We start from the raw sequence: 14,331 nt of genomic DNA on the forward strand, positions 1-14,331 counted from the left end.
ATTGTGAGCACAGCTGGCCTGGATGCGGTGCTGGTGGCAGTTGAATTGGCGCTGGAGAGCGCGCCACCGTCTGGCAAGGTCAGCGTCGAGCATGTGATCAATGTTCTGAGCAGGCTCAACCCTGCACCCACGCCTGAAGATGCACAGACCTGTTTGCAGGCGACAGTGGCCCCACTGGCCAACACGGCGCGCTACGACAGCTTGCGCGGGCAAGGCGGCACGGAGGAGATCAACCATGCGTGATATCGCTGCAGAGCTCAAACAACTGCGCCTGCACGGCATGGCGGGCGCATGGTTGGACCTGATCGAACAAGGGTCCAGTACGGGCTCAGAGGATGCACGGTGGTTGATTGAACACCTGCTGCAGGCCGAGGCCACAGACCGAGGCATGCGCTCGGTGAGCCATCAGATGCATGCAGCCAAGTTCCCTGTGCATCGAGACCTGGCTGGGTTCGACTTCGCTGTGTCCCCCGTTGACAGCAAGCTGGTTCACACGCTGGCAGAGACAGGCTTCACAGAAGTGGCGCACAACGTGGTGTTGGTGGGAGGGCCTGGCACCGGCAAGACCCACCTGGCCACAGCCATTGGCGTGTCCGGCATCACCAAGCATGGCAGGCGCGTGCGCTTTTACTCCACGGTGGATCTGGTCAACGCGCTGGAGCAAGAGAAGGCACAAGGCAAGGCCGGACGCATCGCGACGAGCTTGTTGCGCCTGGACCTGGTGATCCTCGATGAGTTGGGCTACCTGCCGTTCAGCCAGGCAGGCGGTGCGCTGCTGTTCCACTTGCTCAGCCGGTTGTACGAGCACACCAGCGTGATGATCACGACGAATCTGGACTTCGCGGAATGGTCGCGTGTCTTTGGTGATGCCAAGATGACGACGGCGCTGCTGGACCGGCTCACACACCACTGCCACATCCTGGAGACGGGCAACGAGTCACACCGATTCCTGCACAGTTCCAGCACGGCCAAGAGGCGCATCAAGGCACGAGAGCAGTCTCGGATGCAGGCTGCAGCAGAGGGCAAGGCCTGAAGCTCAAAGCGAAGGGGGAAGCCGCTGCGCGGCTTCCCCCTTGATGTTCAACCAAGCCGGCCGGAAAACTCAAAACCCAGGCCAGGCTCTACACTTATCCACAGCTGACCACCCTTTGGTCGGCTACCAGCCCTGGCTCAATATTGGATCGGCACGGTGGCTCAGATTTGGATCGGGGCGGACACATTGAGCTCGGTGCTTGGGATTACGCCATGAGTCACCATGCGCCTCGACGTAGGCTGTGGCCGCTTGTTTAAACGTAGTCTCGCGAAGTTGTTGTGCGCGTAACTCGCTGGCAAGGTTTTTTCGTTTTGCGATGGGATCCACCCCTGTGCCCACTTCATCGCGTGCCTGCCGAGCTTTCTCTCTTGCTTGTGCCAACGTCACGTCGGGGTAGCCACCCAAACCCATGTGGCGTCGTTTTTCCCCAACCATGATGCGCAACACCCATGACCGTGCACTGGCCTCGTTTACGTAAAGGTAGAGCCCTGCGACACCGCCAACGGCGTGATGGCCTGGCTTGGTCAACCGACTGACCTCCAGCGCAGACAGATCCTTTGCCTTACGAACCATAAAAGCCCTCTGATTTTTCCACCATCGTTTCTACCATCATGGGTGACATTGGTGTGCATGTCAATGCATGCGTTTGGACGCCTGCAAGAGTCATCTCCTAGAGGGGAAGTTGCAATTTGGATAACTTAGGGGCATATCGGATGATGGAGAGGCAGACACCCTCTCCGCCAAAACAAAGCCCAAGTGATTGATTCACTTAGGCTTTTTGGTTTTCAGGGGTCAAGCCAGGGCCCGCTGAATGAGGATCTTCTGCACATCGGATGTGCCTTCATAGATCTGGCAGACCCGCACATCGCGGTAGATGCGCTCAACGGGGAAGTCGCTCACATAGCCGTAGCCACCATGGATCTGGATGGCATCGCTGCAGACCCGTTCGGCCATTTCGCTGGCGAAGAGCTTGGCCATGGCAGCTTCTTTCAGGCAGGGCAGGCCGGCATCGCGCAGGGCAGCAGCGTGGTGGGTGAGGGCGCGTGCAGCCTCGATCTGCGTAGCCATGTCGGCGAGCTTGAAACCCACGGCCTGGTGGTTGAAGAGGGCTTGGCCAAAGCTCTCGCGCTCTTTGGCGTAGCGCAGCGCGCACTCCATGGCGCTGCGTGCCATGCCGATGCTTTGGGCGGCTATCCCGATGCGGCCGCCCTCCAGCGCCGACAGGGCGATCTTGTAGCCTTCGCCTTCCGCGCCAATGAGGTGGTCAGCAGGAATGCGGCATTGATCGAAGTTGATCTGCGCCGTGTCGCTGCTGTGCTGCCCCAGCTTGTCTTCGAGTCGTGCGACGACGTAGCCGGGGGTCGACGTGGGCACCAGGAAGGCGCTCATGCCACGCTTTCCCGCCGCTTTGTCGGTCACCGCGATCACGATGGCCACGTCCGCCTGCTGACCACTTGTGATGAACTGTTTGACGCCGTTGAGGACATAGTGATCACCATCGCGTGTGGCGGTGGTGCGCAAGGCCGCGGCGTCGGAGCCGGTGTGGGGCTCGGTCAGGCAGAAGGCGCCCAGCATGTCGCCCGCGGCCAGGGGGCGCAGCCATCGCGCTTGCTGTGTGGCGTTGCCGTAGTTCAGCAAGATGGCGTTGACCGGGCAGTTGGTCACGCTGATGGTGGTGCTGACACCCCCATCGCCCGCGGCGATTTCTTCCAGCACCAGGGCCAGCATCTGGTAGTTCAGGCCCGCACCGCCCAACTCTTCCGGCACGCAGATGCCGTAGCAGCCCAACTGGGCCAGGCCTCGGTGCACTTCTTTGGGAAAGGTACGGGACTTGTCCCACGCCGGCGCGTGCGGCCAGATCTGTTCTTGCACGAACGCGCGGATGGCGTCGCGCACCATGGTTTGGTCGTGGGTGAGGATCATGGGGGCTCCGCGGGTGTCAGAGCATCTCGATGGCCATGGCGGTGGCTTCGCCGCCACCGATGCACAGGGTGGCCAGGCCTTTGCGCAGCCCACGTGCGCGCAGCGCGTGCATCAGTGTCACCAGGATGCGAGCGCCCGATGCACCAATGGGGTGACCCAGCGCGCAGGCACCGCCGTTCACGTTGACGATGTCGTGGCTGACCTGCAGTTCGTGCATCAAGGCCATGGGCACCACGGCGAAGGCCTCGTTCACCTCCCACAGGTCTACATCCTGCACAGACCAGCCCGCACGAGCGAGCGCCTTTTGGGTGGCGCCGATCGGGGCTGTGGCAAACCAGCTGGGCTCGTGGGCGAACACGGCATGGCTCACGATGCGAGCCAGCGGACTCAAGCCCCGCTCGGCAGCGCTGGAAGCGCGCATGAGCACCAGGGCTGCGGCACCGTCGCTGATGCTGGAGCTGCTGGCGGCGGTGATGGTGCCGTCTTTCTTGAACGCGGGCTTGAGGGTGGGGATCTTGTCGAGCTTGACCTTGCCCGGGGCTTCGTCGGTGCGGATGACGGCCTCGCCTTTGCGGCTGGCAACGGTGACCGGCGTGATCTCGGCGTCGAAGGCACCCGAGGTGGTGGCCGCAACCGCACGTTGCGCACTGGTGGTTGCAAAGTGGTCTTGCTGTTCTCGGGTGAACTGGTACTTGGCCGCGCAGTCTTCACCAAACGTGCCCATGGAGCGCCCAGGTTCGTAGGCGTCTTCCAGGCCGTCGAGCATCATGTGGTCGAAGATGCGGTCATGACCAATGCGGTAGCCACTGCGTGCCTTGGGCAGCAAGTAGGGGGCATTGGTCATGCTCTCCATGCCGCCAGCGACGATGACATCGGCGCTGCCCGCGGCCAGCATGTCATGGGCAAACATGACGGCGCGCATGCCGGAGCCGCACATTTTGCTGAGGGTGACCGCGCCGGTGCAGATGGGCAGGCCACCTTTGAAGGCAGCCTGGCGGGCTGGAGCCTGGCCTTGGCCAGCCATCAGGCAATTGCCCATGAGGACTTCGTCCACCTGGCTGGGCGGCAGCCCGGCGCGTTCAACCGCTGCGCGGATGGCCGCGCCACCGAGGTCGTGGGCAGCAAGGGGGGCGAAGTCGCCCTGGAAGCTGCCCATGGGCGTGCGGGCAGCGGAGACGATGACGATGGGGTCCGTGGACATGGCGGTTCGCTTCAAGAAATGATGGATGGGGACGGATGAGCCATGCCGGCGCAGATGCCAACACGGAGGCGTCTCATCACTTGGGGGCCATGCGGATGGCGCCGTCGAGGCGGATGACCTCGCCGTTGAGGTAGCCGTTGTTCACGATGTGCCCCACCAGTGCGGCGAACTCGGCGGGCTTGCCCAGGCGGGCAGGGAAGGGCACCATCTGGCCCAGCGAGTGCTGCACTTCTGGCGGCAGGCCCAGCAGCATGGGCGTTTCCATGATGCCCGGGGCAATGGTCACGACGCGCACGCCGATGCGGCTCAGTTCGCGCGCCAGTGGCAGGGTCATGGCCACGATGCCGCCTTTGGAGGCGGCGTAGGCGGCTTGCCCGATCTGGCCGTCGAACGCGGCCACGGACGCCGTGTTGACGATGACACCCCGTTCGCCGTTGGCATCGGGTTCGGTGCGCGCCATGATGTCGGCGGCCAGTCGGATCATGTTGAAGCTGCCCACCAGGTTGATCTGGAGGGTGCGGGAGAAGGAGGCCAGCTTGTGCACCCCGTCGCGCCCCAGCACTTTCTCGGCGGTGGCGATGCCGGCGCAGTTCACCAAGCCTCGGAGGGTGCCCAGGCGTGTGGCTTCGGCGAAGGCGAGGCTGGCGCTGTCTTCGTCGCTGACATCGGTTTGCACGAAGCGGGCCTGGCTGCCCAGTTCCGCCGCCATGGCTTCACCCGCTTGCGCATTGAGGTCGGCGAGCACCACCTTGGCGCCCTGTTCGACCAGGTGCCGCGCAGTGGCCGCTCCCAGGCCGGAGCCTCCGCCGGTCACCACAAAGACGCTGTCTCGAATTTCCATGTGTCATGCTCCTGAGGAATGGGGTGGCACCACGCTCGGGCAGACGCCTGCCATCGTTGATGGGTGCCTGGATCTCCCGGCAATCTAGCGTCTTGGGGCGTATCTGGGAATGTCGCTTGCGCTCAATTGGGGTGAGCGAACGGGTCACTGCCTCTAAACTTCTGTGGATGCATCCCCGTCAGATGGAAAAAGGCAGTGTCTCGATCGGCTTTGTGGCAGAGGCGATGGCCTGTATCCGTCTGAGGGGGCTGGATCCGGAGGGGGTGTTGCGCCAGGCGGGCATTGCCCCCGATCTGCTGAACGCGCCCCATGCGCGCGTGTCGTCCCGCCAGTTTGGGGTGCTGTGGCACGCCATTGCCCAGGCCATCGATGACGAGTTTTTTGGCATGGACCGCCACCCGATGAAGGTGGGCAGTTTCACCCTGCTGTGCCATGCCGTGATCCAGAGTGACACGCTGGAGCGTGCGCTGTTGCGGGCCCTGCGTTTTTTGCGTCTGGTTCTGGACGAGTTGTCTGGCGAGTTGGTGTGTGAAGGCGAGGTGGCGCACATCGTGCTTCACGACCGACGCATGGACAGCGATCGGCCACAGGCCCTGTCGGCGCAGCCGCGTCGTGCCTTTGCGCACGGGACCTTCATGGTCATCCTGCATGGGCTGGCTTGTTGGCTGGTGGGGCGACGGATCCCGGTGATGGGGGCCTCGTTCTGTGATGACGCACCACCTTACGCGGACGAGTGGCGGGTGTTGTTTTGCCAGAATCTGCAGTTCCGGCAAGCGCGCAGCTGCATCAGCTTTCCGGCGACATACCTGGCGCTGGCCAACATCCAGAACGAGCGCTCCATGAAGGCCTTTCTGCGAGACGCGCCCGCCAACTTTCTGGTCAAGTACAAAAACAGTGCAGGTTTGGCGGCGCAGATTCGACGTCGTTTGCGGGCCTGGCCGCCAGCCTCTTGGCCTGATTTTGACGAGATGGCCAGGCAGCTGCACGCGTCTTCGGCCACGCTGCGTCGTCGGCTGAGCGAGGAGGGCACGTCGTATCGGGCGATTTGTGATGAGTTGCGGCGCGATCTGGCCATTTCCTTGTTGGGTGACACGCGGCGCAGCCTGGTGGACATCGCGGGCGAGTTGGGCTTTGCCGAGGCCAGTGCCTTTCATCGCGCGTTCAAGCGTTGGACCGGCGCTCGCCCGAGCGAGTATCGGCACCCACGCGAAGGGTGATGGGCGCGGATCGGAGTCCCCGCTTCCGCGGTCTGGCTTGTGTCAGCAAATTGCGTGGCGGGCGTGCGATTCGGGCTCGCAGAATGGCACAGTAGAGGCCATGAACATCATCATTTTGGGTGCTGGCCGCGTGGGCGAGAGTGTGGCTGAGAGCCTGGTCTCGGAGCAGAACGACATCACGGTGATCGACCAGGATCCTGTGCGCTTGCGCGTCCTGGAAGAGCGTCTGGACCTGCGCGGCGTGGTGGGCAACGGCATCCAGCCCTCGGTGCTGCGCGAGGCCGGTGCGCAGGACGCCGACATGGTCATTGGCTGCGCCACCTCCGATGAGTCCAACCTGGTGTTCTGCAAGGTGGCACACAGCGTCTTTCAGGTGCCGACAACCATCGCGCGGCTGCGTTCCCCCGAGTTCAGTGAGGGCGACGCCTTGCTGTCCAAGTCGGGCTTTGCGGTCGACGAGGTGATTTGTCCGGAAGACTCCGTCACGCATTACATCAACAAACTGCTGGAGTACCCCGAAGCCTTGCACGTGCTGGAGTTTGCGGGCGGTCGGGTTTGCCTGATCGGGGTGAAGGCCGTGGCAGGCAGTGCCTTGGCCGGGCGCACACTGGCCGATTTCAAGCAACTGTTCCCAACGTTCGAGATGCGGGTGGTGGCGCTCTACCGGCAGGACGTGGGTTTGGAGCCCAGTCGTGACACCGTGGTGATGCCGGGTGACGAGGTGTTCGTGCTGGCCGCCAAGGAACACATTCGCCAAGTGCTGAGGGCCATCCACAATATGGATGCCCCCATGCAACGTGTCATGATCGGCGGTTGCGGCAAGGTGGGTTTGCGCCTGGCCCGCAGCCTGGTCGGTCAGTACCAGGTCAAGCTCATCGAGCAGAGGCTGCCGCGCTGCGAGTACCTGGCCAGCCAGTTGCCATCCGATGTCCTGGTGCTCCACGGTGACACGGTGGACGAAGACCTGCTGGAGGAAGAGGGCGTCGCCGACATGGACATGTTCCTGGCTCTGACCGATGACGACGAGGACAACATCATGGCAGCGATGCTGGCCAAACGCCTGGGCGCTCGTCGGGTGATGGCCTTGATCAATCGTCGCTCCTACGCTGACATGCTCAATGGCGGCATGATCGACATCGCGGTGTCGCCGGCGCAGACGGTGATCGGGGAGTTGCTGACCCACATCCGCCGCGGTGACGTGGTGGGGGTGCACAGTTTGCGTCGGGGGGCCGCGGAGGCACTGGAGGGCGTGGCGCGGGGGGATGTGAAAACGTCCAGGCTGGTGGGTCGACGCATCGAAGAGATCCATCTGCCCACAGGTGCGCGGTTCGGGGCCATCGTGCGGGGAGAGGGGCGGCAGTCTCAGGTGTTGATGCCGCATCACGACACGCTCATCGAGTCCGATGACCACATCATCATTTTCATTCCACACAAGCGTCTGGTGCGTGCGGTAGAGAAACTCTTCCAGGTGGGGGCGACCTTCTTCGGGTGAACGTCATGCAGTTGTTTGGTCCGGTTCTCGCCTTGCTGGCGCGCATCCTGATGGCGTTTGCCTTTGCCTTTTTCGTGCCGTTGGCCTGGGCATGGTTTGCCGATGATGTGGCCCTGCGCGCCGTGTGGGCGGCCTCGTTCGGCCTGGCTTTCGGCAGCGGCTGGGTGCTGCTCTTGCTCACGCGCCGCTACAGCCGCGAGTTGTTGCCCCGTGATGGCTTTTTGCTGGTCAATCTGGTGTGGGTTGTGCTGACCGTTTACGCCATGGTGCCGCTGTTGTTCGCGGTGCCTGACATCACCGTCAGCAAAGCTTTCTTCGAGGCGATGAGTGCCTTGACCGCCACCGGGGCCACCGCCTTGTCCGGACTCGACAGCCTGCCGGTGTCGGTGAACGTGTGGCGCTGTTTCCTGCAACTGGTGGGGGGACTTGGCATCGTGCTGTTGGTGGTGGCCGTGTTGCCTTTGCTGGGACTGGGGGGCATGCAGCTCTACAAGGCCGAAACCCCGGGCCCCATGAAGGATGCCAAGTTCACGCCGCGCATCGCCGAGACGGCCCGCGGACTGTGGGCGGTGTACTTTGTGCTCTCGGTGGCGTGCTTCCTGGCTTATCGCTGGGCTGGCATGAGTTGGGCCGATGCCTTCATGCACATGTGCACCACCATGGGTCTGGGCGGCCTGTCGTCGCACGATGCGAGTTTTGGCTTCTGGAATTCGCCTGCCATCGAATGGGTGGCCACCTTGTTCATGACACTGGCGGGCATCAGTTTTCTGCGCTATTTCATGGTGTGGCGCACCCGCTCCATCAAGCCGGTCATCGACGACCGGGAGATCCGCATGTACATCGTGGTGCTGCTGGTGGCCACGCTGATGGTCTTCATCAGTCTGCTGGAACACCAGCCTCAGTCACATGCGGTGGACACGCTGCGCACCGCACTGTTCCATGTGGTGTCCGTGGCGACCACCACGGGCTATGCCTCGCAGGATTACACGCAGTGGCCTGTGGCCCTGCCGGTGTTGATGATGTTTCTGGGGGCATTTGCCTCGTGCGCAGGCTCCACCGGCGGTGGCATCAAGATGGTCCGCATGGTGTTGCTGATCAAGCAGGCCCGACGCGAACTGGTGCGCATCATTCACCCAAGGGTGGTGAACCCGGTCACCCTGGGCGGGCAGACCGTGCCGCCTGCGGTCATGCAGGCGGTGCTGGGTTTCATGCTGATCTATGGCGGTGCCACCATGGGGCTGACCTTCCTGATGCTGTTGTCGGGTTTGGACATCGTCACGGCGTTTTCCGCGGTGGTGGCCACGGTCAACAACATCGGACCCGGATTGGGGCAGGTGGGGCCGGCCGGCAACTTCGGTGGCCTGAGCAGCTTTCAGCTCTCGGTACTGAGCTTTGCGATGCTGTTGGGCCGACTGGAGTTCTTGACGGTGCTGGTGCTGTTCACCCGCCATTTCTGGCGTCGCTGATCCTTGCGCGGTCCGCCCAGTGCTTCACTGGGACATCGACTGCGGCCGATAATTTCGGTTTGCGGTGATCGGCGGAGATGGGTGTGCTGACCTTCATTTACCTGGTGGCCATCACGGCCGAGGCGATGTCTGGCGCCCTGGCAGCCGGGCGGCGGCGCATGGACATCTTTGGGGTGGCCGTGGTGGCTTTCGTGACTGCGCTGGGCGGGGGCACGGTGCGTGACCTGATCCTCGGCCATTTCCCGATTGGTTGGACCCAGCACCCCACCTACATCTACCTGGTGATCGGTGCCGGTCTGCTCACGGTGCTGGTGGCCCCCTATCTGCACCACCTCAAACGCACGTTCCTGGTCCTGGATGCCTTGGGGCTGGTGGCCTTTTCCCTGATCGGCTGTGATGTTGCCCTGCAGATGGACTATCCCGTGGCGGTGGTGATCATGGCGGGCATGATCACCGGCATCTTTGGCGGCATCCTGCGCGATGTGCTGTGCGCGCAGGTGCCGGTGGTGTTCCAGCGCGAGATTTACGCCATGGTGTCGCTGGCGGTGTGCATGCTGTTCCTGGGTTTGCGCGCCTTGGGCGTTGACCCCACGTGGAACACGGTGATCAGCCTGGTGACGGGCCTGTCGCTGCGCCTGGCTGCCATCTATTTCAGCTGGAGTCTGCCCACGTTCGCCTACGACCGGCGCTGGGACTGACGTCAGGTCATGGCAGTCGAACGGCGCCGAGGGCCTCGTAGAACTGCGCCAGGTGAATGCCATCGACCACGCCGTGGTGGGCTTGCACGGCCACCGGCATCACCCAGCGGTCATCGCGGGGGGTGAACTTGCCCAGCGTGATCACCGGGATGTAGGCATAGAGTGGGTCATACGGGTGCGTGAAGGCCGTGAAACTCAGCCAAGGCACCGTCGTGATGAAAAACATGTGGTGTTTCGCGCCCACCGACAGATCGGGGGCTTGCTTCACCGCTGCCATGCGCGCTTGGGCCTCCCGGCAGTAGGCCTCGAAGTCGTCGAGGTGCAGGCCGTCGCAAAACGAGAACAGGCCCCCCTCGCGCGCGACGGTGTAGCCTGGGTCGGTTCGGTCGTACTCATGGAGCACCCCGTCGATCACGCGCTGGCGGAAGGCTGCCACCGATTGCACCGCGCACGACACCGCATAGCTCATCCCCAGGAAAAACGAGCGTGCCTGGGCCTGGCAGACCTGCCGGATGTGGGTGACATCGACGTCGCAGGTGACGCTGAGTTGGGGCATGGCCCGATCGGCGAAGGCCTTGAGGATCTCGGCGCGCGGGTAAGTGGCGAGGTCGATGACGCGGGGCGTGGGAGGGTACACGGGAGGGCGTGGAACGTGATGGAAGCGGCATTGTCCCGGGCACCGGTAAGCCCGGGACTGGCGTGGGTTAAGGGTTTACCCTAGAATCCGTTCGTTTTCACTCACGCCTCATCATCATGCCTGCCGATCCGAACACCAGTCTGAACCTCATGCTGGGCTGGAGCGCCGCGCCGCTGACGGTGGCCAACGCCTACTTCAGTCAGTTGGAGCGGGGTTCGATCCACTCCCCGCATTCGCACGACCGTGCCTTGTCGCGCGCCCTCAACACCTTCAACACCCAGTGGTTCAACCTGGGTTTGGACGCCGTGAGTGCGTCGCGTCAGGCCATCCGTCAGGCCGAAGACCTGGGGCTGCCCAGTGCCCTGTTGTCGGCCACCGATCAGGTGCTCTCTCAGCAAGAGGCGTCCTTGCGTGCCACCGCACGCAAGGTGGTTCGCATGGCCTACGCCTACTGAGTCCGCTTGCGGTCACAGCGCTGTCAAATTGCGTCTCTATAAAGCGATCTTTACCGTTCCACGGAGAGAACGGTCAACTATCAGCATTGGAGATGGAAGATGCGATCGCTTTTGAGCCTGTCTGCCGCACTCGCTGTGGCGCTGTCGTTGACGGCCTGCGGCACCATGACGAATGAGGCCCCGGTGTCGGCCGAAGGTTTCCCCACACGCACGGCCGAGGGCCTGCTGGTCGGCCCCAACGGCATGACCGTGTACACCTATGCCAAGGACGGCAAGAACGCCGGCATGTCGGAGTGCTATGACGCCTGCGCCACCAACTGGCCACCGCTGACCGTGGCACCGGGCACCGTGGCCACCAAAGAATACCCGCTGATCATCCGCATGGATGGCAAGTACCAGGTGACGCTGGACGGCCAGCCGCTGTATTACTACGCCCAAGATGCCAAGCGCGGCGACACCGCCGGCGACGGCCGTGGCGAAGGTGCCTGGAAGGTCAACCGCCGCTGATCGGACACCATCGCGGCCAAGGGCATCACGGACCGTGGTGTCCGCTCAAGGGGTCGGGTGCATCCAGCGCCCGGCCCATTTTTTCATCTCGCTGACCCACAGCACCGCACTGCCCATGGCAAGGCACACGCCCCATTGCGCGAGGGTGAGTGGCACGGTGCCGAAGGCCACATTGAGCACCGGCAGGTGCACCACGGCTACCTGCAACAAGGCCGACAGTCCCACTGCGCCCCACAGCCACAGGTTGGTGTTCCCCGACTGGAAGACACTGCGCATGTCCGAGCGGGCGCTGAAGGCGTTGAACAACTGGGCCAGCACCAGTACGGTGAAGGCCGCCGTGCGGGCTACATCCAGCCCTTCCTGACCTTCTAGCAGACCGCCGGGCAGATACCCATCGAGCGTCAGCAAGGTGCACACGGCGATCACCAGTCCGTTGAGCAGCACGTCCATCCACATCCGCAGGTCGATCACCCGGTCGCTCAGGCGGCGAGGTGGGCGCGACATCACATCGCCACTCGGGGGGTCCATGCCCATTGCCAGCGCCGGGCCGGAATCGGTGATCAGGTTCACCCACAGCAACTGCGTGGCCAGCAGAGGCAGGATCACCCCGTGTGTGTCGTCCAGCAAACCCAACCATGCGGCGCCGATCACGCCCAGGAACACGGTCAGCACCTCGCCCATGTTGGACGACAGCAGATAGCGCAGGAACTTGCGGATGTTGTCGAATATGGCGCGCCCCTCGCGCACGGCTTCGACGATGGTGGCGAAGTTGTCGTCCGCCAGGATCATCTTGGCGGCCTCCTTGCTCACCTCGGTGCCGGTGATGCCCATGGCGACCCCGATGTCAGCCGTCTTCAGGGCCGGGGCATCGTTGACCCCATCACCCGTCATCGCCACGATGTGGCCTTGCGCCTGCAGGGCGTCGACGATGCGCAATTTGTGGGCTGGGGCCACCCGCGCAAAGACCGAGGTGTTGCGCACGGCATGGGCAAAGCCCGCATCGTCCAGCGCGTCCAGTTCGGTCCCGGTGAGCGCGCGGGCGCCAGGTTCGATCAGGCCCAGATCGGTGGCGATCCGCTCGGCGGTGCGAGGGTGGTCACCGGTGATCATGATGACGCGCAGACCTGCCCGGCGCGCTTCGGCAATGGCGTCACCTGCCTCCGCGCGCGGCGGGTCGATGATCCCTGCCGTGCCCACAAAGATCAGTTGCTCCTCCAGATCCTGACCGGCGCTCAGATCCTCATGCGGGGCCAAGGGGCGGTAGGCCACAGCCAGGGTGCGCAGGGCCGCTTGCGACAACTCGTCCACATGCGACAAGGCCTGGGCACGACGCTCGGGTGTCAGGGGCTCGATGGCATCGCCCACGCGCAGGTGGGTGCAGCGTGCCAGCAGCACATCGGGGGCCCCCTTGCACACCAGCACGGGCGCATTGTCCTGGGTTCGGTCATGCGCCAGCACCGACATCATCTTGCGGTCGCTCGTGAAGGGCAACTCTGCAAACCGTTCGAAGCGGGTGCCGCGCAGGCCCTGTACGCCCAGCTTGTGTTCGGCCACCAAGAAGGCGGCCTCGGTCGGGTCGCCCTGAATCTCCCACTGCCCGTCTGGGGTCTGGCGCAGGTCGGCGTTGCCCGCGAGGCTGCCTCCGCTCAGCAAGGCCGTGTGCTCGCTGTGGACATCGCCTTCGGTCAGTGTTCGACCCTGGTGCTGCACCTCGCCGTTGGGCGCGTAGCCCACGCCGGTCACATGGGTGCCGCCCGAGGCGGTCATGCCCCGCTGCAGGGTCATCTCCGATCGGGTGAGTGTGCCGGTCTTGTCGGTGCAGATGACCGAGGCCGAGCCCAGCGTCTCGACCGACGACAGGTTCTTCACGATGGCGCGCTGACGCGCCATGCGCTGCACGCCAATGGCCAGCACCATCGAGAGAATGGCCGGCAAGCCCTCGGGTACCGCCGCCACGGCCAGGGAGACGCCCAGCATCATCACCGACACCAAAGCCGGCACGCTGTGCACCTCGGTCACCAGCAAGACCGAGCCCACCACCACGGCGCAGATCACGATCACGGCCAGGCCCAGCATCTTGCCGACCCGTCGGATCTCCTTTTGCAGCGGGGTGGCATCCTGACGGGCCTCAGCCAGCAGGTGTGCGATGGTGCCCATCTGGGTTGCCATGCCCGTGGCCGTGACGATGGCCAGGCCGGTGCCTTGTGCCACGGCCGTGCCCTTGAAGACCATGTTGCGCTGGTCGGCCACAGCGGCAGGTTCGTGCAGGGTGTCGGCATGCTTGAGCACCGATTCGCTCTCGCCGGTCAGCGACGCCTCTTGCACGCGCAGGGCCGTTGCACGCACCAGTCGGGCGTCCGCGCCCACTGCGTCGCCTTCTCCCAGCACCAGCAGGTCGCCACGCACCAGGGTGTCGTTGGCCACCCGCTGCACCATGCCATCGCGCATCACCGAAGAGGTGGCCGCCACCATGCGTGCCAGCGCGGCCGCGGCATCGGCGGCCTTGGACTCCTGCACATAGCCCAGCACCCCGTTCAGGGCGACGATCACCACAATCACCAGCGCATCGACGGGCCAGCCCACCTGGCCCTCGATGTGCCAGGCCAGCAAGGTCACCCCCACGGCCGCCATCAGCAAGTAAATGAGCGGGTCCTGAAACTGCGTCAGCAAACGGCGCCAGGCCGGAGGTGGCGGGGCGTGCCGGAGCCGATTGGGGCCGTCGAGGGCGAGCCGACGAGCGGCTTCCGCAGCACTGAGACCCTGCTTGAGATCACTGTGCAGGGCTGCTGCAAGCGCGTCAGCCGATTGCAAAGAGGGGGGCTGGGGCAGATCGGGATCGGCCATGGTGAGGGCGGGGCGGC

Annotated in this window: 13 protein-coding genes and 1 pseudogene; 8 read left to right on the top strand and 6 right to left on the bottom strand. The window is 64.0% G+C overall.

The window, feature by feature from the left end; all coding sequences use genetic code 11:
• A pseudogene (locus WIT60_RS11655) lies at positions 1 to 243 on the top strand (IS21 family transposase); the annotation flags it as partial.
• Positions 236 to 1,033 carry an IS21-like element helper ATPase IstB gene (gene istB / locus WIT60_RS11660; protein ID WP_012080644.1) on the top strand — a complete coding sequence of 266 codons (798 nt, stop codon included), beginning with the start codon at positions 236 to 238 and terminating at the stop codon, positions 1,031 to 1,033. The pseudogene WIT60_RS11655 and the gene istB, both read left to right, overlap by 8 nt.
• A 123-nt stretch (positions 1,034 to 1,156) precedes the next feature.
• On the opposite strand, the gene WIT60_RS16895 is transcribed toward istB, so the two are convergent.
• The 4 genes from WIT60_RS16895 to WIT60_RS11675 form a co-directional block, all read right to left on the bottom strand.
• A complete protein-coding gene (locus WIT60_RS16895; RefSeq protein ID WP_445207693.1) occupies positions 1,157 to 1,606 on the bottom strand; it encodes an Arm DNA-binding domain-containing protein in 450 nt (149 codons plus the stop codon).
• 219 nt (positions 1,607 to 1,825) lie between these two features.
• On the bottom strand, positions 1,826 to 2,956 hold the full coding sequence (locus WIT60_RS11665) for an acyl-CoA dehydrogenase family protein (protein ID WP_339584088.1): 1,131 nt from the start codon (positions 2,954 to 2,956) through the stop codon (positions 1,826 to 1,828).
• A gap of 16 nt (positions 2,957 to 2,972) precedes the next feature.
• Positions 2,973 to 4,157 carry an acetyl-CoA C-acyltransferase gene (locus WIT60_RS11670; protein WP_339584089.1) on the bottom strand — a complete coding sequence of 395 codons (1,185 nt, stop codon included), beginning with the start codon at positions 4,155 to 4,157 and terminating at the stop codon, positions 2,973 to 2,975.
• Between the two features lie 76 nt (positions 4,158 to 4,233).
• Positions 4,234 to 4,998, bottom strand: a complete 765-nt coding sequence (locus tag WIT60_RS11675; protein ID WP_339584090.1) for a 3-hydroxyacyl-CoA dehydrogenase — start codon at positions 4,996 to 4,998, stop codon at positions 4,234 to 4,236.
• 167 nt (positions 4,999 to 5,165) lie between these two features.
• Here WIT60_RS11675 and WIT60_RS11680 point away from each other — a divergent pair, with 167 nt between their 5' ends.
• The 4 genes from WIT60_RS11680 (at position 5,166) to WIT60_RS11695 (ending at position 9,871) form a co-directional block, all read left to right on the top strand.
• Positions 5,166 to 6,215 (top strand): AraC family transcriptional regulator, encoded by a 1,050-nt coding sequence (locus WIT60_RS11680; protein WP_339584091.1) that lies wholly within the window; start codon positions 5,166 to 5,168, stop codon positions 6,213 to 6,215.
• A gap of 100 nt (positions 6,216 to 6,315) precedes the next feature.
• On the top strand, positions 6,316 to 7,707 hold the full coding sequence (gene trkA, locus WIT60_RS11685) for a Trk system potassium transporter TrkA (protein ID WP_339584092.1): 1,392 nt from the start codon (positions 6,316 to 6,318) through the stop codon (positions 7,705 to 7,707).
• A 5-nt stretch (positions 7,708 to 7,712) separates the two neighbouring features.
• Positions 7,713 to 9,173 (top strand): TrkH family potassium uptake protein, encoded by a 1,461-nt coding sequence (locus tag WIT60_RS11690; protein ID WP_339584093.1) that lies wholly within the window; start codon positions 7,713 to 7,715, stop codon positions 9,171 to 9,173.
• A gap of 77 nt (positions 9,174 to 9,250) precedes the next feature.
• A complete protein-coding gene (locus WIT60_RS11695) occupies positions 9,251 to 9,871 on the top strand; it encodes a trimeric intracellular cation channel family protein (RefSeq protein WP_339584094.1) in 621 nt (206 codons plus the stop codon).
• Between the two features lie 7 nt (positions 9,872 to 9,878).
• On the opposite strand, the gene WIT60_RS11700 is transcribed toward WIT60_RS11695, so the two are convergent.
• Positions 9,879 to 10,508, bottom strand: a complete 630-nt coding sequence (locus tag WIT60_RS11700) for a CatA-like O-acetyltransferase (RefSeq protein ID WP_339584095.1) — start codon at positions 10,506 to 10,508, stop codon at positions 9,879 to 9,881.
• A gap of 116 nt (positions 10,509 to 10,624) precedes the next feature.
• On the opposite strand from WIT60_RS11700, the gene WIT60_RS11705 reads away from it, so the two are divergent.
• Together WIT60_RS11705 and WIT60_RS11710 are read left to right on the top strand one after the other, a co-directional pair.
• Positions 10,625 to 10,963, top strand: coding sequence for a hypothetical protein (locus WIT60_RS11705; RefSeq protein WP_339584096.1), 339 nt, complete (start codon positions 10,625 to 10,627; stop codon positions 10,961 to 10,963).
• 99 nt (positions 10,964 to 11,062) lie between these two features.
• Complete coding sequence (locus tag WIT60_RS11710; protein WP_339584097.1) at positions 11,063 to 11,470, top strand: COG4315 family predicted lipoprotein; 408 nt, start codon at positions 11,063 to 11,065, stop codon at positions 11,468 to 11,470.
• Positions 11,471 to 11,515: 45 nt separating this feature from the next.
• On the opposite strand, the gene WIT60_RS11715 is transcribed toward WIT60_RS11710, so the two are convergent.
• Positions 11,516 to 14,314, bottom strand: a complete 2,799-nt coding sequence (locus WIT60_RS11715; RefSeq protein WP_339584098.1) for a cation-translocating P-type ATPase — start codon at positions 14,312 to 14,314, stop codon at positions 11,516 to 11,518.
• Positions 14,315 to 14,331: the final 17 nt, after the last annotated feature.

It is taken from the genome of Aquabacterium sp. G14 (assembly GCF_037482285.1).
Lineage (GTDB): Bacteria > Pseudomonadota > Gammaproteobacteria > Burkholderiales > Burkholderiaceae_C > Aquabacterium.

Bases quoted from the DNA above. Each gene is read 5' to 3' on its own strand.
- WIT60_RS11680 (WP_339584091.1), top strand. From the start codon at position 5,166: ATGCATCCCCGTCAGATGGAAAAAGGCAGTGTCTCGATCGGCTTTGTG.
- WIT60_RS11705 (WP_339584096.1), top strand. From the start codon at position 10,625: ATGCCTGCCGATCCGAACACCAGTCTGAACCTCATGCTGGGCTGGAGC.
- WIT60_RS11715 (WP_339584098.1), bottom strand. From the start codon at position 14,314: ATGGCCGATCCCGATCTGCCCCAGCCCCCCTCTTTGCAATCGGCTGAC.
- WIT60_RS11670 (WP_339584089.1), bottom strand. From the start codon at position 4,157: ATGTCCACGGACCCCATCGTCATCGTCTCCGCTGCCCGCACGCCCATG.
- WIT60_RS16895 (WP_445207693.1), bottom strand. From the start codon at position 1,606: ATGGTTCGTAAGGCAAAGGATCTGTCTGCGCTGGAGGTCAGTCGGTTG.
- trkA (WP_339584092.1), top strand. From the start codon at position 6,316: ATGAACATCATCATTTTGGGTGCTGGCCGCGTGGGCGAGAGTGTGGCT.
- WIT60_RS11695 (WP_339584094.1), top strand. From the start codon at position 9,251: ATGGGTGTGCTGACCTTCATTTACCTGGTGGCCATCACGGCCGAGGCG.
- WIT60_RS11675 (WP_339584090.1), bottom strand. From the start codon at position 4,998: ATGGAAATTCGAGACAGCGTCTTTGTGGTGACCGGCGGAGGCTCCGGC.
- istB (WP_012080644.1), top strand. From the start codon at position 236: ATGCGTGATATCGCTGCAGAGCTCAAACAACTGCGCCTGCACGGCATG.
- WIT60_RS11665 (WP_339584088.1), bottom strand. From the start codon at position 2,956: ATGATCCTCACCCACGACCAAACCATGGTGCGCGACGCCATCCGCGCG.
- WIT60_RS11710 (WP_339584097.1), top strand. From the start codon at position 11,063: ATGCGATCGCTTTTGAGCCTGTCTGCCGCACTCGCTGTGGCGCTGTCG.
- WIT60_RS11690 (WP_339584093.1), top strand. From the start codon at position 7,713: ATGCAGTTGTTTGGTCCGGTTCTCGCCTTGCTGGCGCGCATCCTGATG.